Source organism: Nocardioides nanhaiensis (genome assembly GCF_039542785.1).
GTDB lineage: Bacteria > Actinomycetota > Actinomycetes > Propionibacteriales > Nocardioidaceae > Nocardioides > Nocardioides nanhaiensis.
Genome location: NZ_BAABIM010000002.1, coordinates 1,160,607 through 1,176,943, shown reverse-complemented (window position 1 = coordinate 1,176,943; position 16,337 = coordinate 1,160,607). Strand labels below are relative to the sequence as shown.

Sequence of the window (16,337 nt, the reverse complement as noted above, 5' to 3'; positions counted from 1 at the left end):
CCCGTGACCGCGCCCGGCGCCCCACGCACGGCCTTCGTGCTCGGCGGCGGCGGCGTGCTGGGCGCCGTCGAGGTGGGCATGCTGCAGGCCCTGCTGGAGGCGGGCGTGCGGCCGGACCTGGTGCTCGGCACCAGCATCGGCGCCCTGAACGGCGCCTTCGTGGCGCAGGACCCCCACCCGCGGATGCTCACCCGGCTCACCGACCTGTGGCGCAGCGCGGCCACCGAGGGTCGCGAGGTCTACGGCGACGGGCCGGTGCGCACCGTGCGCCGGGCGCTCGCCACCGGCACGCACCTGTGGTCGGCCGGACCGCTGCGCCAGCGGCTGGCCGACGAGCTCGGCGCGGTGCACCTCGAGGAGCTCGTCGTGCCCTTCCAGGTGTGCGCGGCCAACATCGAGCGCGCCGCCGAGCACTGGTTCGAGACCGGCCCGGTGGTCGAGGCGGTCGTGGCCAGCGCCGCCGTCCCGGGCCTGCTGCCGCCGGCGCGCGTCGACGGCGAGCACTACCTCGACGGCGGCATCGTCAACTCGATCCCGCTGGGTCGCGCGGTGCAGCTGGGCGCCACCCGCGTCTTCGTCCTGCAGGTGGGCCGCATCGACCGCCCGCTCACGCCCCCGCGCCGCCCCTGGGAGGTGGCGCGGGTGAGCTTCGAGATCGCGCGCCGCCACCGCTTCCACCGCGAGCTGGCCGAGGTGACCGACCCCGAGCGGCCCGGCGGCGCCGTCGAGGTGCACGTGCTGCCCGCGCGCGGCACCTCGGGCAGGGACGACACCATCTTCGCCACCCGCGACTTCTCCGGGGTCGAGCGGCGGATCGAGAGCACCTACGACGCGTGCCGGGAGTACCTCGCCCAGCACCTCCCGGACCCTGCGGGCGCTCCGTGAGCTCGCCCCCGGTGGCCCGCGCCGCCCGCTGGGCGGTGCGACGCTGGGTGCTCGCCCCGGCGGTGGTGCTGCTCGCGGTGCTGATGTGGGTGACCCTGCCGCTGTGGCTGCTCGCGGGAGCAGCGCTCTCGCCGTTGCTGCCGGGCCGCTGGCGGGCGCTGCGGCTGCTGTGGGTGTTCGTCGTCTACCTGACCATGCAGGGCGTGCTGCTGCCCGTGCTGCTGGGTCTGTGGCTGGCCAGCGGGTGCGGCCGTGCCGTGCGCCGGCCCTACTGGGAGGGGATCCACTACGACCTGGTGCAGGGCGTCATGTGGGTCTTCTTCCGCGAGGCGCGCCGGGTGCTGCACCTGACGATCGCCACCGACGGCCCCGACCCTGCCGCGCACCCCGGGCGCCCGCTGCTGGTGGCGTGCCGCCACGCCGGCGTGGGTGACTCCTTCGTGCTCGTGCACGCCCTGATGCACTGGTACCGCCGCGAGCCCCGGGTGGTGCTCAAGGACACGCTGGCCTGGGACCCCGTCATCGGGGTGCTGCTCACCCGCATCCCTGCGCGCTTCATCAGCCCCGAGCCCGGCGCCGGCGAGCAGCTGGAGGACCAGATCGCGGCGCTGGCCGGCGACCTCGACGACGACGACGCCTTCGTGATCTTCCCCGAGGGCGGCAACTTCACCTCGGCGCGCCGCCAGCGCGGCATCGATCGCCTGCGCGCACTCGGCCTCGAGCGCATGGCCGAGCGCGCCGAGGCGCTGACCCACGTGCTGGCCCCGCGTCCGGGCGGCTTCATCGCCGCGCTCGACGCCGCCCCGGAGGCCGACGTGCTGCTGGTGGCCCACACCGGGTTGGATCACCTCGACAGCGTCGGCGACGTCTGGCGCGAGCTGCCCATGGACAAGCGCATCGTGATGCGGTGGTGGGACGTGCCGCGCAGCGAGATCCCGGCGGGGCGCGAGGAGCGCATCGAGTGGCTCTACGACTGGTGGGGCCGGGTCGACGACTGGATCGCCGAGCACCGCCCCGAGGAGCTGCCGGTGCCTGCGCGTCGTCGCCCGTGGCGCCCTCGCCGAGACGGCTGACGACGGGCCGCTGACGACAACGGCCCGCCCGGCCCCGGGAGGGGCGCGGACGGGCCGTCGATGTCGTGCAGCGGGTGAGCCCTACGGCGTCACTTGGTGCCGGGGTCCTGGATGTCGATGACCTCGGCGGGCTCGTCGGGCGTCGAGACCGGGTGCGGCGCCTCGACGGCGTCGCTCAGGGCCTCGTCGGGGGAGGCGCCGGCGGTGTCGTCGACGCCGGCCTGCGGGGCCGACGGCGTCGGGGTGCCCGGGGGCGTGGCGGCGGGACCGGCCGAGGCCGGGCTGGCGGGAGCGGTGCTCGCGGGTGCCGGGGGAGGCGTCGGCTGGTAGCTGGACTGCCAGTTGTCGCTCTGGCCGCCACCCTGCAGCTTCTTGGCCACGAACGCGACGACGGCCGCGACGGCACCGAAGAGCACGAGCTTCTTGAGCTTGCCGCCCTTCTTGGGCTTCTCGCCCTTGATCTGGGCGACCTTGGCGTCGGCGAGCTCACGCGCGGTCTGGGCGCGGTCGGCCGCCAGCTCGCGGGCGGTGTGGGCGCGCTCGGCGGCGGCCTTGCGGGCACCCTCCACGACCGGTGCGGCCTTGGCGCCGGCGGTCGCGGTGGCGGCGGCGACGGCGGGCCCCGCCTTCTCGCGGGCGCTGTGGGCGGCCTCGCCGGCACGCGAGCGCGCCTCGGCCAGCTTGGGGGCGGCCTTCTCGCGGGCGTCGGCCAGCGCGGGGCCGGCCTTCTCGCGCGCGTCGTCGAGTGCGGGCACGACGGTGTCGTTCACGAAGTCGCGTGCCTGGTCCAGCGCGGTCTCGGCGGCCGGGCGGACCTTCTCGACGACGTCGACGGCCTGCTCCCTGGCCTGTTCGATGAACGTCTTCTTCCTACGCAGTCCCATCGCGGGCAGCTCCTTCGTGGTTGCCGGCGTCGCCATCATGGTCAGCCAGCTGGCGGGTGGTCCGATGTCCCCATCCCACCACGGGCCCGGTTGGGCGGCCACCCCGCCCGGCGGGCGGGTGAGGGGCGGGTGTGGGGGTGCGTGCGAGGATCGTCCGTGCATCAGTACCCACCAGGAAGGCAGCCCATGGCTGAGCAGCAGGCCGTGCTGAAGACGAACCGCGGCGACATCACCATCAACCTCTTCCCGAACCACGCGCCCGAGACGGTCGAGAACTTCGTCGGGCTCGCCAAGGGCGAGAAGGCCTACGACGCCGGCAACGGCCGCAGCGGCCCCTTCTACGACGGCCTCGGCTTCCACCGGGTCATCGAGGGCTTCATGATCCAGGGCGGCTGCCCGCTGGGCACCGGCACCGGCGGCCCGGGCTACACGTTCAAGGACGAGATCCACCCCGAGCTCGTCTTCGACAAGCCCTACCTGCTCGCGATGGCCAACGCCGGCCCGGGCACCAACGGCTCGCAGTTCTTCATCACCGTGGGCGCGACCCCGTGGCTCAACCGCAAGCACACGATCTTCGGCGAGGTGGCCGACCAGGCCTCGCGCGACGTCGTCGACGCCATCGCCACCACCAAGACCGGCCCGGGCGACCGCCCCGTCGAGCCGGTGGTCTTCGAGTCTGTCGAGGTCGTCGGCTGAACCCGACGCCCCCGCCGGCCGGGGTGCCGACCTGTTACCGGCACCCCGGCCGCGAGACCCACATCTCCTGCCAGCGCTGCGGCCGCCCGATCTGCCCGGACTGCATGACCGACGCCGCCGTCGGCTTCCAGTGCCCCACCTGCGTGGCGGAGGGGGCGCGCTGCACGCGCGCCGGCCGGGCCACCTACGGCGGCCGGGCCAGCAGCAACCCGATGCTCACCTCGAGCGTGCTGATCGGGATCAACGTGGTCGTCTGGATCGCGATCCTGGTCACCGGCGGCAACCGCAGTCGCCTCGTGGACCTGCTGGGCCTGCACACCGACGGCGGGTGCTTCTTCGTCACCGGTGACGGCCGCGCCAGCTTCGACGCCGGCGCCACCCCCGCCATGTGCGGGGACTTCTACGTCGGGGGCGTCGCCGACGGCTGGCTGTGGCAGCTGCTCTCCAACGCCTTCGTGCACGTGGAGATCTGGCACATCGCCGGCAACATGCTCGCGCTGGCCTTCCTCGGTCCGCAGCTGGAGGCCGTGCTCGGTCGCGCCCGGTTCGTGGCGCTCTACCTGCTCTCCGCGCTGGCCGGCTCCGTCGCCGTCTACCTGCTGGTGGGCCCCGCCACCGTCACCTACGGCGCCTCGGGTGCGATCTTCGGCCTGGTGGGCGCCCTGGTGGTGCGCACCCTCAAGGTCGACCGCGACCTCTCCGCGCTGCTGCCGTTGCTGGTGATGTCGGCGGTGTTCACCTTCGTCATCCCCGACATCTCCTGGCAGGGTCACCTCGGTGGCTTCCTCGGCGGCCTGGCCACCATGGCGCTGCTGGTCTACGCCCCGCGCGGGCCGCGCCGCACCGCCGTCCAGGTGGCCGCGCTCGCAGGCCTGACGGTGCTGCTGGTGCTCGTCGTCCTGGCGCGCACGCTGGTCCTGGCCTGACCCTGGTTCTCCCCAGCTGTGGAGAAGGCTGCGGATAACTACACGCGTGTAACTCTCCACAGGGTTCTCCCCAGGTGTGGAGAACCGTCGGAGTGCGACCCGCCGCGCTGACCGCCCCACTCGCCTGTGGACGAGAGGTGGGCCGAACGGGACGGGACCGGGCGCTCGATCACGGAACAGGGGGGCCAGAATCCTGGCCCCCCTGTTCCGCGATCCCACGTGGACGTGGGATCACCCCCGGCACCCACGCGCCGGCGCCGACTCACTCCCAGCGGGTGGCGAACGCGAAGCCGACGGCCATGAAGCCGATGCCGACGACCAGGTTGGAGTTGCCCAGGTCGTTCATCACCGGGATGCCGCCGGCGTCGGCGGAGTTGCTGAACAGGTAGAACGTGCAGATCCAGATCAGGCCGAGCACGAAGCAGCCGAGCATGCCCACGACGACGCCGCGGCCGCGGCCCAGCGGGGTGGTGGGGTGCGCGGAGACCATCAGGCCCAGGAAGAACGCGCCGAAGCCGATCACGTAGTTCCACCCGGCGAGGTCGGCCATGAACGCGGGACCGCCCGCCGCGGGGGCGGGGACCACGGTGGGGTCGACCCGCACCGCGGCGTAGTAGTAGGCGATCCACGCGAGACCGGCCACCACCAGCACGATCGCGAGCACCAGGCGCGCACTCACCACCGGCGGGCGGTTGGGGTCGACGAACTGCTGCTCGGACTTCTCGGTCTTGGCCACGGGGGCTGACTCCCTACCTGCGACGGCGTGCTGGATCGATGGGCGTGCTGGTCGACGGGCGTGCAGTCGACGGGCGTGCTGGCGTGGGCGCACGCCCCGGTTACCTTAGTGGGCGTGACCGACGTTGCCACGCGAGCCCCGGAGACGGGCCCCGAGCCGGACCCCGCCGAGGGCGGGGTCGCGGGTGGGCGACGTCGCGGAGCGTGGCGCTGGGGCACCCCGGTGGTGCTGCTGCTCAGTGGCGCGCTGTTCACGATCAGCTACGCCAACAGCGACGGCACCGACCTGCGGCCGGGCCGCTACACCGACCTGGCCGCCCTGGTGGAGGCCGAGTCGGACTCCTACGACGCGCTGCGCGTGGAGGTGGACGACCTCGACTCCCAGATCGAGCGGCTCAGCGCCGGCATCGCCGGCACGCGCGTGCAGCGGCTGCGCCGCGAGGTCGCCCGGCTCGAGCCGAGCGCCGGGCTGACTCCCGTGAGCGGCGAGGGGATCACCGTCAGCCTGGCCGACGGCCCCTCGGAGAACGTCGACGCCGCCGAGGCCGCCGGGTACAGCCTGAACCGGCTCGTGGTGCACCAGCAGGACATCCAGGCGGTCGTCAACGCGATGTGGCTCGGCGGCGCCGAGGCGGTCACCCTCCAGGGCCAGCGGATCGTCAGCACCACCGGCATCCGGTGCGAGGGCAACGCCGTCACCCTGCAGGGCATCCCCTACGCGCAGCCGTTCGTGATCTCCGCCGTCGGCGACCCGGACCGGCTGCAGGCGGCGCTGGAGGGCGACGCCGACGTGCAGGCCTACCGCGACGACGCCGCCAACCCGCTGCTCGAGATCGGCTTCGACCTCGACGCCGAGGACGACATCGAGGCCCCGGCCTACGAGGGTCTGCTCGACCTGGGCTACGCCCGCCCGCTCACGAGCTGACCGGTCGGACCCCACCGGCCCGACGACCGGCCCGACGACCCGCCCGCCGACCGGCCCGCGTGCCCGCCCCGCGCGGTGGCAGCGCCTGGCGCTGGGGCACCGGGTCCGGCGGCAGGGGCTCGGTGGGCTGGTCGGTGGGCTCGTCGGTGGGTGTCTCGGTCGGGGTCTCCGTGGGCGTGGGCTCCTCGGTGGGCTCCACGTAGGTGCTCACCACGATCGTCACCACCGTTCCCTGCGGCACCGGCTGCCCCACCTCGGGGCTCTGCTGGGCCACCTCGCCGTTGGGCACGTCCTCGAGCGTCGGGTTCTCCACCACCGAGGGCACGAACCCGGCCTCGGTGATCAGGCGCTCGGCGTCCTCCCGGGTCTCCCCGACGACGCCGGGCACCTCCTCGGGGCCGTCGGAGTAGAAGATCGTCACGGTGCTGCCGTCGGCCACCGTGGCGCCCGCGGCCGGGTCGGTGCGCAGCACCTGGTTCGCCGGCTCGTCGGAGTCCTCCTCCTGGGGATCGGGACTGAGGCCCACTTGGCGCAGCTGCGCCGCGGCCTCGCCGCGCGGGATCCCGGTGACGGACGGCACCTGCACCTGGGGTCGGCCCTCCGAGATCACCAGCGTCACCGTGGCGCCGGGGTCGACCATGTCGTCGGGGCCGGGGTCCTGGCGGATCACGCGACCCTGGGCCACGTCGGTGCTGGTCTCGGTCTGGATCGGTCCGACCACGAAGCCGGCCTCGGAGAGCATCTCGCGGGCCGTGGTCTCGGTCCGGCCGGCCACGTCGGGCGGGGACACCTGCTCGGGGGCCTGCTCGAAGAGCCGCGGCCACAGGAAGAACGCAGCCAGGATGAGTCCGACGACCAGCAGCCCGAGCAGCACCCACCACCCGGCACGGCTGCGCTGGGGCTCGTCCTCCGCGAAGTCCTCGTCCACGGGCAGCGGCCGCGGCGTCACCGGGGTGGGTGCGACGGCGCGGGGCTGCTGCTGCACCACCGTGGTGGGCGTCGGGTCGGGCGGGGGCGGCGGCACGCTGACGTTGACCGGACGCCCGGCCAGGTAGCTCTCGATGTCGCCGCGCATGTCGGCCGCCGACTGGTAGCGGTCCTCCACGCGCTTGGCGAGGCTCTTCATCACGATGGCGTCGACCTCGGGCGGCAGGTCGGTGTCGTGGTCCGAGGGAGGCGTCACCGGCTCGCGGACGTGCTGGTAGGCCACCGCCACCGGGCTGTCGCCCACGAACGGCGGGCGACCGGTGAGCAGCTCGTAGAGCAGGCAGCCGGCCGAGTAGACGTCTGAGCGCGAGTCGACGGTCTCGCCGCGCGCCTGCTCCGGGCTGAGGTACTGGGCGGTGCCGACGACGGCCGCGGTCTGGGTCATCGTCGAGGCGGCGTCGCTCACGGCGCGGGCGATGCCGAAGTCCATCACCTTGACGTCGCCGCTGGGCGTGAGCATCACGTTGCCGGGCTTGATGTCGCGGTGGATGATGCCCGCGCGGTGGCTGTAGTCGAGCGCCGCCAGGACGCCGCTGCTGATCTCCAGCGCCCGCTCGGGCAGGATCTTGCGTCCCTCGCGCAGGATGTCGCGCAGGGTCCGGCCCGCCACGTACTCCATGACGATGTAGGGCTGGGCGACCCCGGAGCCGTCGGTGGCGGTCTCCTCGCCGGTGTCGTAGACGGCCACGATCGAGGGGTGGTTGAGCGAGGCCGAGCTCTGCGCCTCGCGGCGGAACCGGGCCTGGAACGTCGCGTCGCTGGCCAGGTCGGTGCGCAGGCGCTTGACGGCGACCGTGCGGCCCAGCCGCGAGTCGGTGCCCTTGCGCACCTCGGCCATGCCACCGCGGCCGAGCAGCTCGCCCAGCTGGTAGCGCCCGCCGATCAACGGGGTGTCACTCACCTGGGACCTCCTCGCCCCGTCCCACGGGTGCGGCGTCGGGTGCGGTGTCGGGTGCGGTGCCGGGGCCCGCCGTCGGGGCCGCCGCGGGAGCGCTGGGAGTCGCCGGCAGCTCCTCGGTGGGCTCCTGCGTCGGCTCCTCGGTGGGCTCCTCGGTGGGCTCCTGCGTCGGCTCCTCGGTGGTGGGCTCCTCCGTGGGCTCCTCGGGCGTGGGCTCCGGGGTCGGCTCCTCGGGCGGGGGCTCCTCGGAGGGCGCCTCCTCGGTGGGCTCCTCGGCGGGCTCGCTCTCCTGCGTCGGCGCCTGCGAGGAGGGCTCCCGGGTGGGCCGCGGGTCCGGGTCCTCCTCGTCGTCACCGCCGCCCCCGAGGGCCAGCACCAGCACCGCGACGGCGGCGGCCAGCAGCAGCACCAGGCCCAGCACCAGCCAGACGCCGGAGCGGCGCCGCTCGGGCTCCTCGGGCGGCAGCGCCACCGGCACGACCGGCTCGGCGGGCGTGGCCGGGGCGGCCACCGGACCGGCACCGGTCGCGGGCATCACCTGGGTGGCCCCCGCGGCCGGCATCTCGGGTGCCACCGGCACCACGGGCGGCACCGGCGCCATCCTGACCGCGGTGGCCGGGTCGCGCAGCGCGACCGCGAAGGCGGTGCCGTCGGCGAAGCGGTCGGCGGGGTCCTTGGCCAGCGCGCGCTGCACCACCGCGGCCAGGTCGGAGGGCACGTCGGGGGGCAGGTCCGGCACCGGCTCGCGCAGGTGGGCCAGCGCCGTCGCGACGGGCGAGTCGGCCTCGAACGGACGGCGTCCGGCCAGGCACTCGAAGGCGACGACGCCCAGCGAGTAGACGTCGGAGCGCGGCGTCGCGGTCTCGCCGCGGGCCTGCTCGGGTGAGAGGTACTGCGGGGTGCCCATCACCGCGCCGGTCTGGGTCAGCCCGACGGCGTCCGCGGCCCGCGCGATGCCGAAGTCGGTGATCTTGACCTGCCGCTGGGGGGTCACCATCAGGTTGGCGGGCTTGATGTCGCGGTGCACGATGCCGGCCGCGTGCGCCGCGCCCACGGCGTCGCCGGCCTGCGCCATCAGGTCGCGCAGCACCTCGCGGTCCAGCGAGCGGCCGTCGTCGACGCCGCGGCGCAGCAGCGTGCTCAGCGGCTCGCCGTCGATCAGCTCCATCACGAGGAAGGGCCGCAGCGAGCCCGAGCCGTCGTCGCTCGTGCTCTCGCCGACGTCGAAGACACCGGCCACGTTGGGGTGGTGCAGCGCGGCGGCGTGCCGCGCCTCGATCTCGAAGCGCTGGCGGAAGGCGGGGTCGTCGGCGTACTCGGCCTTGAGCAGCTTGACGGCGACCTCGCGGCCCAGCGTGGTGTCGGTGCCGCGCCACACCTCGCCCATGCCGCCGGTGGCGATGCGGGAGTCGAGGCGGTAGCGGCGCCGGTCGTCGGCGAAGCGCTCGGGACCCCCGCCGGGGCCGGGCGCCGCCGTGGCCTGGGTCGGGGGGAGGTCGTCGCTCACTGGATCACCGCCTCCATCACGGCCTTGGCGATGGGGCCACCGATGCTGCCGCCGCCGATCTCGCCGCGCGGGATGTCGGCGGACTCGATCATCACCGCGACCGCGACCTGCGGGTCGTCGGCGGGAGCGAAGGAGGTGAACCACGCGTAGGGCGGCACGTCGTCGATGCCGGACTGGGCCGTGCCGGTCTTGCCGGCCACCTGCACGCCCTCGATGGCGGCGGGGTTGGCGGTGCCCTCGTCGACGGTGGCGACCATCAGCTGGGTGAGCTCCTCGGCGGTGGAGGAGCTGACCGCCTGGCTGAGCTCCTCCTCGTCGGTCTGCTCGAGGTCCTGGTAGTCGGCCGACTGCACCTTGTTCACCACGTAGGGGCGCATCACGGTGCCGTCGTTGGCGATGCCGGCGGCCACCATTGCCATCTGCAGCGGGGTGGCCGAGACCTCGAACTGGCCGATGCCGGTCTGCCCGACCTGCGGCTCGTTGGGGTCCTCGGGGTAGACCGAGGTGGCGGCGGGCCGGATGTCGCTGAACACGTCGGAGTTGAACCCGAACGCCTCGGCCTGCTCGAGCATGGCCTCCGAGCCGACCTCGACGGCCATCCGCGCGAAGACGGTGTTGCAGGAGTTGGCCATCGCGGTGGTGAAGCTGACCTGGTCGGTGTCACAGGCGGTGCGGCCGTCGTTGTCGATCAGGCCGGTGTCGCCGCTGGTCTGCGGCAGCTGGTAGCCGGGGCCCGAGGGCACGTCGTCGTCGGCCTGCAGGTCGAGGCGCTCGATGCCGGCGGCGGCCGTGACCAGCTTGAAGGTGGAGCCGGGGGGCAGCCGCTTGTTGATCGCGCGGTTGATCAGCGGCTCGGAGTCGTCGGCGAGCAGCCGGTCGTAGGTGTCGGTGACCGACTGCAGGTCGTGGGAGGCCAGCTCGTTGGGGTCGTAGGAGGGGATCGAGGCCATCGCCAGGATCTTGCCCGTGCTGGGCTCGATGGCCACGACCGACGCCTCGGCGCCCTGGGGCAGCTGGTCACGCAGCGCGGTGTAGGCGGCCTCCTGGGCGGCCGGGTCGATGGTGAGCTCGACGTTGCCGCCCTGGTTGCCCTCGTTGCTGAGCAGGTCGACCAGCCGGGTCACGAACAGCCGCGGGTCCTCGCCCGAGAGCACCTCGTTCTGGCTCTGCTCGAGGGCGGTCTGGGTGTAGAAGGAGAAGAACCCGGTCAGGTGGGCGTAGGCCAGGGGCGAGGGGTACTGCCGCTGGAACTGGTACTCGTCGTCGCTGGGCACGCTCTCGGCCACGGGGTCGCGGCCCACCAGGATCGCGCCGCGCTCGCGGGAGAAGGCGGCCTCGATGATGCGACGGTTGTTGGGGTCCTTGTTGTAGTCGCCGGCGGCCCAGAACTGCAGGTAGGTCGCGTTGGCCATCAGCGCCACGAACAGCAGCAGGCAGAACACCGCGATGGTGCGGATCGGCTTGTTCACGCGGGGCTCTCCTCTCGGGTGCTGGCCTGGGTGCTCAGGCTCGGGATGGTCTCGGACCGGGCGGGACGCGGGCTCCTCACAGCTTGATCACCTGCGTGCTCTGGTCGTCCACGGGCTCCTCGTCGTCGGCCGAGAGGTCGGGCACCGGGCGGCGGGCCTGGTCGGAGACCCGCAGCAGGAGCGCCAGGATCGCCCAGTTGGCCACCAGCGAGGAGCCGCCGTAGGAGAGGAAGGGCGTCGTCAGGCCGGTGAGCGGGATCAGCCGGGTGACGCCGCCGATGACCACGAAGACCTGGAGCGCGAAGATCGCGGCCAGGCCGGTGGCCAGCAGCTTGCCGAAGCCGTCGCGGCAGACCAGCGCGGCGCGCAGCGCGCGCTCCACGATGAGCCCGTAGATGAGGATGACGGCGATGACGGCGGTGAGGCCGAGCTCCTCGCCGATCGCGGCGACGATGAAGTCCGACTCGGCGTAGGGGATGCGACCGGGGTCGCCCTCGCCGAAGCCGCGGCCGACGAGGCCGCCCCAGCTCATGCCGAACAGCCCCTCGACCAGCTGGCCGCTGCCCGGCGTCTGGTCGAAGTACTCCATGGGGTCGAGCCAGATGTTGACCCGGTTCTGGACGTGGCCGAGGGCGGAGTACGCCGCTGCCGCGCCCCCGAAGAACAGCAGACCGCCCACGACGAGCCAGCCGGGCCGCTCGGTGGAGACGTAGAGCATCACCAGGAACAGGCCGAAGAACAGCAGGCTGGAGCCGAGGTCGCGCTGGAAGACGAGCACGCCGAGGCTGATCAGCCACATGGCCAGGATCGGCCCCAGGTCGCGGCCGCGGGGCAGGTCGACGAAGACCACCCGGCGACCGGCCAGGGCCAGCGCGTCGCGGTGCAGCACGAGGTAGCCGGCGAAGGCCACCACCAGCATCACCTTGGCGACCTCGCCCGGCTGGAAGCTGAACGGGCCGACGCCGATCCAGATGCGCGCGCCGTTGATCGTCTTGCCGACGCCCGGGACCAGCGGGAGCAGCAGCAGCAGGATCGCCGCCAGCCCCGAGGTGTAGGTGAACCGACTGAGCATCCGGTGGTCGCGCACCACCAGCAGGGTGATGACGAACAGCGCGACGCCCACCGTCATCCAGGTGAGCTGCTGCGGGGCGAAGGTGGTGTCCTCGGCGAGGTCGAGGCGGTTGATGACGGCCAGACCGAGGCCGTTGAGGCCGGCCACGAGCGGGAGCAGCACCGGGTCGGCGTAGGGGGCGACGAAGCGCACCACCACGTGGGCCCCCACCAGCAGGGCGGCCAGCCAGCTGCCGTAGCCGATCAGGTCGACCGGCACGGTGCCCTCGACGCCCAGCCCGACGGCGGCGTAGGCGCCGATGCCGACGGCGAGCGCCAGCACCAGCAGGAACAGCTCGGCGCCGCGGCGACGGCGGTGCACGAACCCCAGGAAGGTGGGTGTGGCCGCACCGCCCTCGGCCGTGCTCGCTCCGCGCGCCATCAGACCGATCCCTCCGCGGCGGCGTCGTCCTCGTTGCACGGCCGGGTCTCCTGCTCGGCGGCCAGGTCGGCCAGCTGCTGCACGAGCGCCTCGGCGGCCTCCAGGTCGGCGACCGAGACGCCGTCGGCCACCCGGTCGCGGTCGATCTGGCACAGCGAGGCCACCTCGACGTCGCTGGTGCTGTGCACGCGGTTGAGCTCCAGGCCGGGCAGGCTGGCGTCGACCCCGCGGAAGATGGCGACGCGGCCGTCGTCCTGGGCCACGTAGAACTGCGCCTGCGACCACGACCACGCGGCGGCGCCCGCGATCCACACCAGGCCCACGACCACGGCCAGCGCCAGCAGCCGCGATGCCCACTGGAAGCGGCGCGGCGGCCGCGGGGCGTAGCGGGCGGTCTCGGGGTCGACCGGCGGGTCCGCGACGACGGCGAAGGGCAGGTCGGCGGGGATCTCGGCGTCGATCGGCTCCAGCTCGCCGGTGTCACCGGAGCGGTGGCCGCGGAAGAGGCTGCCCATGCCGGCGGCCACGCCGCCGCCGCGGCCGACCCGGCGGCGCAGCTCGGAGGCGGCGCCCACCAGGAGCGGCTCCAGCTCGCCGTAGGCGGGGTCGGCCTCGGCCTGCTCGGCGGTGACGACGTCGGCCACCAGGCAGGTGACGTTGTCGGAGCTGCCGGCCTCGAGGCTGGCGCGCACCAGCTCGACGGCGGCGAAGTCGGGGGTGCCCATGGAGAGCACGTCGGCCAGGCGACCGTCGTCGAGCACGCCGCTGGCGCCGTCGCTGCACAGCAGCAGCCGGTCGCCGGCCACCAGCTCGAGCACGAACAGGTCGGGCTCGGCCTCGTGGATGCCGTCGAGGGCCTTGAGGATCAGGTTGCGGTGCGGGTGGGTGCGGGCCTCGGCCTCGGTGATCCGGCCCTCGTCGATCAGGCTCTGCACAAAGGTGTGGTCGGTGGTGAGCTGGCTCAGCTCGCCCTCGCGGAACAGGTAGGCACGGCTGTCGCCCACGTGGCCGATGCCCAGCCGGGCGCCGTCGAAGAGCGCGACGGTGGCGGTGGTGCTGGTGCCGTTGAGCGCGGGGTCCTCGTCGACCAGGCGGCCGATGCGCACGTGCGCCTCGTGCAGCTGGTGCGCCACGCGGTCGGTCAGCGCGCGACCACCCGAGGGGGCGGGCGTCCCGTCGGCCGGGGTGCTGGGAGCGGTGCTGGTGGGGGCGGTGCCCTCGTCGGTGACGGCGGGGGTGTCGACCAGGGTCTCGGCCGGCTGCCGGCTCTGCTGGGGGGCCGGCGGCGGCACGTCGAGCTCGCGCAGCTCGCTGACGGCGGTGCTGGAGGCGACGTCGCCCCGCGCCGCGCCGCCCACGCCGTCGCACACCGTGAGCAGCCAGGGCCCCGCGTAGCCGGAGTCCTGGTTGTCCTTGCGGACCCGCCCGACGTCCGAGATCGCCGAGTAGTGGAGCCGCAGGCCGGGGGAGGTCACTTGCGCAGCTCCAGGATCGTCTTGCCGATCCGGACCTGGGTGCCCAGCGTGATGGTGGTGGGCTGGGTGATGCGCACGGTGCCGATGTAGGTGCCGTTGGTGGACCCGAGGTCCTCCACGAACCACTGGTCGCCGGCGGCGGCGATCCGGGCGTGGCGGGTGCTCACGTAGTCGTCGTCGAGGCGGATGGCGGCGTCGGTGCCGCGGCCGATCAGGATGGGTGCCTCGGCGAGCGCGGCGGTGGCGCCCTCGTTGCCACCGGCGGTGACGACCACCTGGGTGGGCGAGCCGCGGCGCTTGGAGGGCTGCTTCTGCTTGCGGCCCTTCGGGGTGGCGTCGCGGCGGGCGTTCTCGGGCACGCGCGCACCGAACATGTCCGAGCGGATCACCGAGATGGCGGAGAGCACGAAGATCCACAGGATCGCCAGGTAGGCCATCCGGATCAGGAAGAGCGTGAGCTCAGACACCGGCTGCCCCCTCGCGGCTCATCCGCACGGTCATCGTCGTGTTGCCGATCTTCACGGTGCTGCCCTCGTGCAGCACGGCGCGGGGCACCTTGCGACCGTTGACCAGCATGCCGTTGGTGGAGCCCATGTCGTGCACCTCGAGCTCGGGGTCGGTGGTCTCGGAGCCCAGCGAGAGCACGAGGAACTCCACGTGCTTGCGGCTGACGCCGGGGTCGTTGATGCGCAGGTCGGCCTCGGTGCCGCGACCGACCACGAGCCCCGGGGGCTGCAGCGGGTGGCGGGTGCCGTTGACCTCGAGCACGGCACGGGCCCGGCTGACCTGGGTGTGCGTGCTGTGGCCGGTGACCTGCGCCTGGGCCTGGCTGCGCACCCGGAACCGGCCGGTGGTCAGCTCGTCGGTGGACTCGAACCCGATGCTGATGGGGCCCGCGAACACGTAGGACTGGGCGTCGGCGTGGTCCTGCAGCTGGTCGGTGAGCTCGCGGGCCAGCGTGGAGCTGTAGGGCGAGAGACGCTCCATGTCGGTCTGCGCCAGCTCCACGTGGAACGCGTTGGGCACCAGCCGGCGGTCGCGGGAGAGGATCTGCGCGTTGTTGTCGAGCTCGCGCTGCAGCGCGGCCGAGATCTCCACCGGCTGCACCGCGCTGCGGAACGCGCGGGCGAAGACCCCGGAGACCATCTGCTCGAGGCGGCGCTCGAAGTCCTGCAAGCCCACGGGGACCTCCTCTCGGCTGGCTCTCTGCTGGCGGGTCGGGTCGTGCTCGTCTCGGTGCTGTCTGGATGTCACGGCAGGCGTCAGCGACCCACCGTAGGTGAGGCCGGGTCGATCGTAGCGAGGTCGACGCCGCGTCCCGGGTACCCACCCGCGCGCGGGACGCCCCCTGCGACCGAGCCCGCGCAGGTCTCCGGCCGTGGCCGACCGGCCCGGTTTGGGGCCGGGCACCGCCCTGGGATAACCTCGGCGGGCTACTTGCGCGAGTGGCGGAATAGGCAGACGCGCACGGTTCAGGTCCGTGTGTCCGAAAGGACGTGGGGGTTCAACTCCCCCCTCGCGCACCAGATCACCACGACGGCCCCGGGAGCTTTCCCGGGGCCGTCGTCGTGTCACCGGCCCCTGTACCGTGGAGGTCGAAGGGGAGTACCCCGCCAACGGGCCGTCGTCATTCCGGTCGGCCATGCCGACCCGGTGGTCCGCCTCGTCCGACGGCGAGGTGGGGAAGACCTTCCGACTCGATCGGGAGGACACGTGCGCCACGACCCCTACCCCCGGCCGTACCCCCGGGCGGTGACCGCAGCGCGCCGGCGGGGCGCGGCGCGTGCCGGCGTCCCTCCTCCCGTCGTCTCCCGACGCCCTGATCCCGGGCGGTCCACCCACGGACGACGCCCACGACCCTGGAGACGAGAGACATGACGACGGACACCCCCACGAACAGCCCGGCCACCGCCCCGGCCACCAATCCGACCACCACCCCGACCGGCGAGCACGGCGCCGGGGGCGGCGCCGACCTGGTGGCGCGGCCGGACCGACCGGTCGCCGTCGACGGTCCGGCCCCCTGGCAGGAGCCGGCGGAGCTGGAGCAGGCCCGCGACCTGGGCTGGGTGCTGGTGGTGCTGAGCGCGACCTCGGCGCTGCTGGCCTCCTGGATGATGTTCCCGAAGGACGCCGTCGGGATGTCGGCGGGCTACTGGGTCTCCCTGCTGGCGACGATCGCGCTGGTGGCCGTGGTGTGGCTGCGCAGCACCCTGCCCGCGGCGCCGGCGATCGGGGTCACCCTGCTGGCAGGCCTGGGCATGACCCTGCTGGGCGTCCTGATGGACTACCCGACGACGGTCGCCGCGGTGATGGCTGCCGGTGGCGTCGGCATCGCGCTGGGTGCGCTGATGCAGACGTCGCGGCGTGCCTCGTGACGACCACCCG

15 protein-coding genes and 1 tRNA gene are annotated in these 16,337 nt (G+C 73.6%); 7 read left to right on the top strand and 9 right to left on the bottom strand.

The genetic code is table 11. The annotated features are described in order from the left end of the window. Window positions 1–3: 3 nt before the first annotated feature. Both ABD948_RS13760 and ABD948_RS13755 read left to right on the top strand, forming a co-directional pair. Complete coding sequence (locus ABD948_RS13760; RefSeq protein WP_345266700.1) at window positions 4–885, top strand: patatin-like phospholipase family protein; 882 nt, start codon at window positions 4–6, stop codon at window positions 883–885. Next, window positions 882–1,958 carry a 1-acyl-sn-glycerol-3-phosphate acyltransferase gene (locus tag ABD948_RS13755; protein WP_345266698.1) on the top strand — a complete coding sequence of 359 codons (1,077 nt, stop codon included), beginning with the start codon at window positions 882–884 and terminating at the stop codon, window positions 1,956–1,958. The genes ABD948_RS13760 and ABD948_RS13755 overlap by 4 nt, the downstream gene beginning before the upstream one ends. A gap of 89 nt (window positions 1,959–2,047) precedes the next feature. Here the strand turns inward: ABD948_RS13755 and ABD948_RS13750 are convergent, their stop codons facing one another. Beyond that, window positions 2,048–2,842: a hypothetical protein gene (locus tag ABD948_RS13750; RefSeq protein ID WP_345266696.1), complete on the bottom strand. Its 795-nt coding sequence runs from the start codon at window positions 2,840–2,842 to the stop codon at window positions 2,048–2,050. Window positions 2,843–3,028: 186 nt separating this feature from the next. Between ABD948_RS13750 and ABD948_RS13745 the strand changes: the two genes are divergently transcribed. After that, entirely contained in the window at window positions 3,029–3,538 is a 510-nt protein-coding gene (locus ABD948_RS13745; RefSeq protein ID WP_345266695.1) for a peptidylprolyl isomerase, read from the top strand. Between the two features lie 104 nt (window positions 3,539–3,642). After that, window positions 3,643–4,464, top strand: a complete 822-nt coding sequence (locus ABD948_RS13740; RefSeq protein WP_345266693.1) for a rhomboid family intramembrane serine protease — start codon at window positions 3,643–3,645, stop codon at window positions 4,462–4,464. A gap of 262 nt (window positions 4,465–4,726) precedes the next feature. Here ABD948_RS13740 and ABD948_RS13735 read toward each other — a convergent pair whose 3' ends face one another. Then, window positions 4,727–5,200 carry a cell division protein CrgA gene (locus tag ABD948_RS13735; RefSeq protein WP_345266691.1) on the bottom strand — a complete coding sequence of 158 codons (474 nt, stop codon included), beginning with the start codon at window positions 5,198–5,200 and terminating at the stop codon, window positions 4,727–4,729. Window positions 5,201–5,314: 114 nt separating this feature from the next. Here ABD948_RS13735 and ABD948_RS13730 point away from each other — a divergent pair, with 114 nt between their 5' ends. Then, complete coding sequence (locus ABD948_RS13730) at window positions 5,315–6,124, top strand: DUF881 domain-containing protein (RefSeq protein ID WP_345266689.1); 810 nt, start codon at window positions 5,315–5,317, stop codon at window positions 6,122–6,124. Here ABD948_RS13730 and pknB read toward each other — a convergent pair. The 7 genes from pknB to ABD948_RS13695 all read right to left on the bottom strand — a co-directional run bounded on the left by pknB (window position 6,114) and on the right by ABD948_RS13695 (window position 15,134). Continuing rightward, window positions 6,114–8,012, bottom strand: coding sequence for a Stk1 family PASTA domain-containing Ser/Thr kinase (gene pknB, locus ABD948_RS13725; protein WP_345266687.1), 1,899 nt, complete (start codon window positions 8,010–8,012; stop codon window positions 6,114–6,116). The two genes, ABD948_RS13730 and pknB, sit on opposite strands and share 11 nt — an antisense overlap. Beyond that, on the bottom strand, window positions 8,005–9,516 hold the full coding sequence (locus ABD948_RS13720; protein WP_345266685.1) for a serine/threonine-protein kinase: 1,512 nt from the start codon (window positions 9,514–9,516) through the stop codon (window positions 8,005–8,007). Before ABD948_RS13720 ends, pknB begins: the two co-directional genes overlap by 8 nt. Then, entirely contained in the window at window positions 9,513–10,985 is a 1,473-nt protein-coding gene (locus tag ABD948_RS13715; protein ID WP_345266683.1) for a peptidoglycan D,D-transpeptidase FtsI family protein, read from the bottom strand. Before ABD948_RS13715 ends, ABD948_RS13720 begins: the two co-directional genes overlap by 4 nt. A gap of 76 nt (window positions 10,986–11,061) precedes the next feature. Continuing rightward, a complete protein-coding gene (locus ABD948_RS13710) occupies window positions 11,062–12,477 on the bottom strand; it encodes an FtsW/RodA/SpoVE family cell cycle protein (RefSeq protein WP_345266681.1) in 1,416 nt (471 codons plus the stop codon). Then, window positions 12,477–13,952 (bottom strand): protein phosphatase 2C domain-containing protein, encoded by a 1,476-nt coding sequence (locus tag ABD948_RS13705; RefSeq protein ID WP_345266679.1) that lies wholly within the window; start codon window positions 13,950–13,952, stop codon window positions 12,477–12,479. The genes ABD948_RS13710 and ABD948_RS13705 overlap by 1 nt, the downstream gene beginning before the upstream one ends. Next, window positions 13,949–14,419: an FHA domain-containing protein FhaB/FipA gene (locus ABD948_RS13700; protein ID WP_345266677.1), complete on the bottom strand. Its 471-nt coding sequence runs from the start codon at window positions 14,417–14,419 to the stop codon at window positions 13,949–13,951. Before ABD948_RS13700 ends, ABD948_RS13705 begins: the two co-directional genes overlap by 4 nt. Beyond that, on the bottom strand, window positions 14,412–15,134 hold the full coding sequence (locus ABD948_RS13695; RefSeq protein WP_345266675.1) for an FHA domain-containing protein: 723 nt from the start codon (window positions 15,132–15,134) through the stop codon (window positions 14,412–14,414). Before ABD948_RS13695 ends, ABD948_RS13700 begins: the two co-directional genes overlap by 8 nt. A 257-nt stretch (window positions 15,135–15,391) precedes the next feature. Between ABD948_RS13695 and ABD948_RS13690 the strand changes: the two genes are divergently transcribed. Together ABD948_RS13690 and ABD948_RS13685 are read left to right on the top strand one after the other, a co-directional pair. Then, window positions 15,392–15,478: transfer RNA gene (locus tag ABD948_RS13690), tRNA-Leu, on the top strand. Window positions 15,479–15,826: 348 nt separating this feature from the next. Further along, the gene (locus ABD948_RS13685; protein WP_345266673.1) at window positions 15,827–16,327 is read left to right on the top strand and encodes a hypothetical protein; all 501 of its coding nucleotides are present in this window, start codon (window positions 15,827–15,829) and stop codon (window positions 16,325–16,327) included. Window positions 16,328–16,337 lie beyond the last annotated feature (10 nt).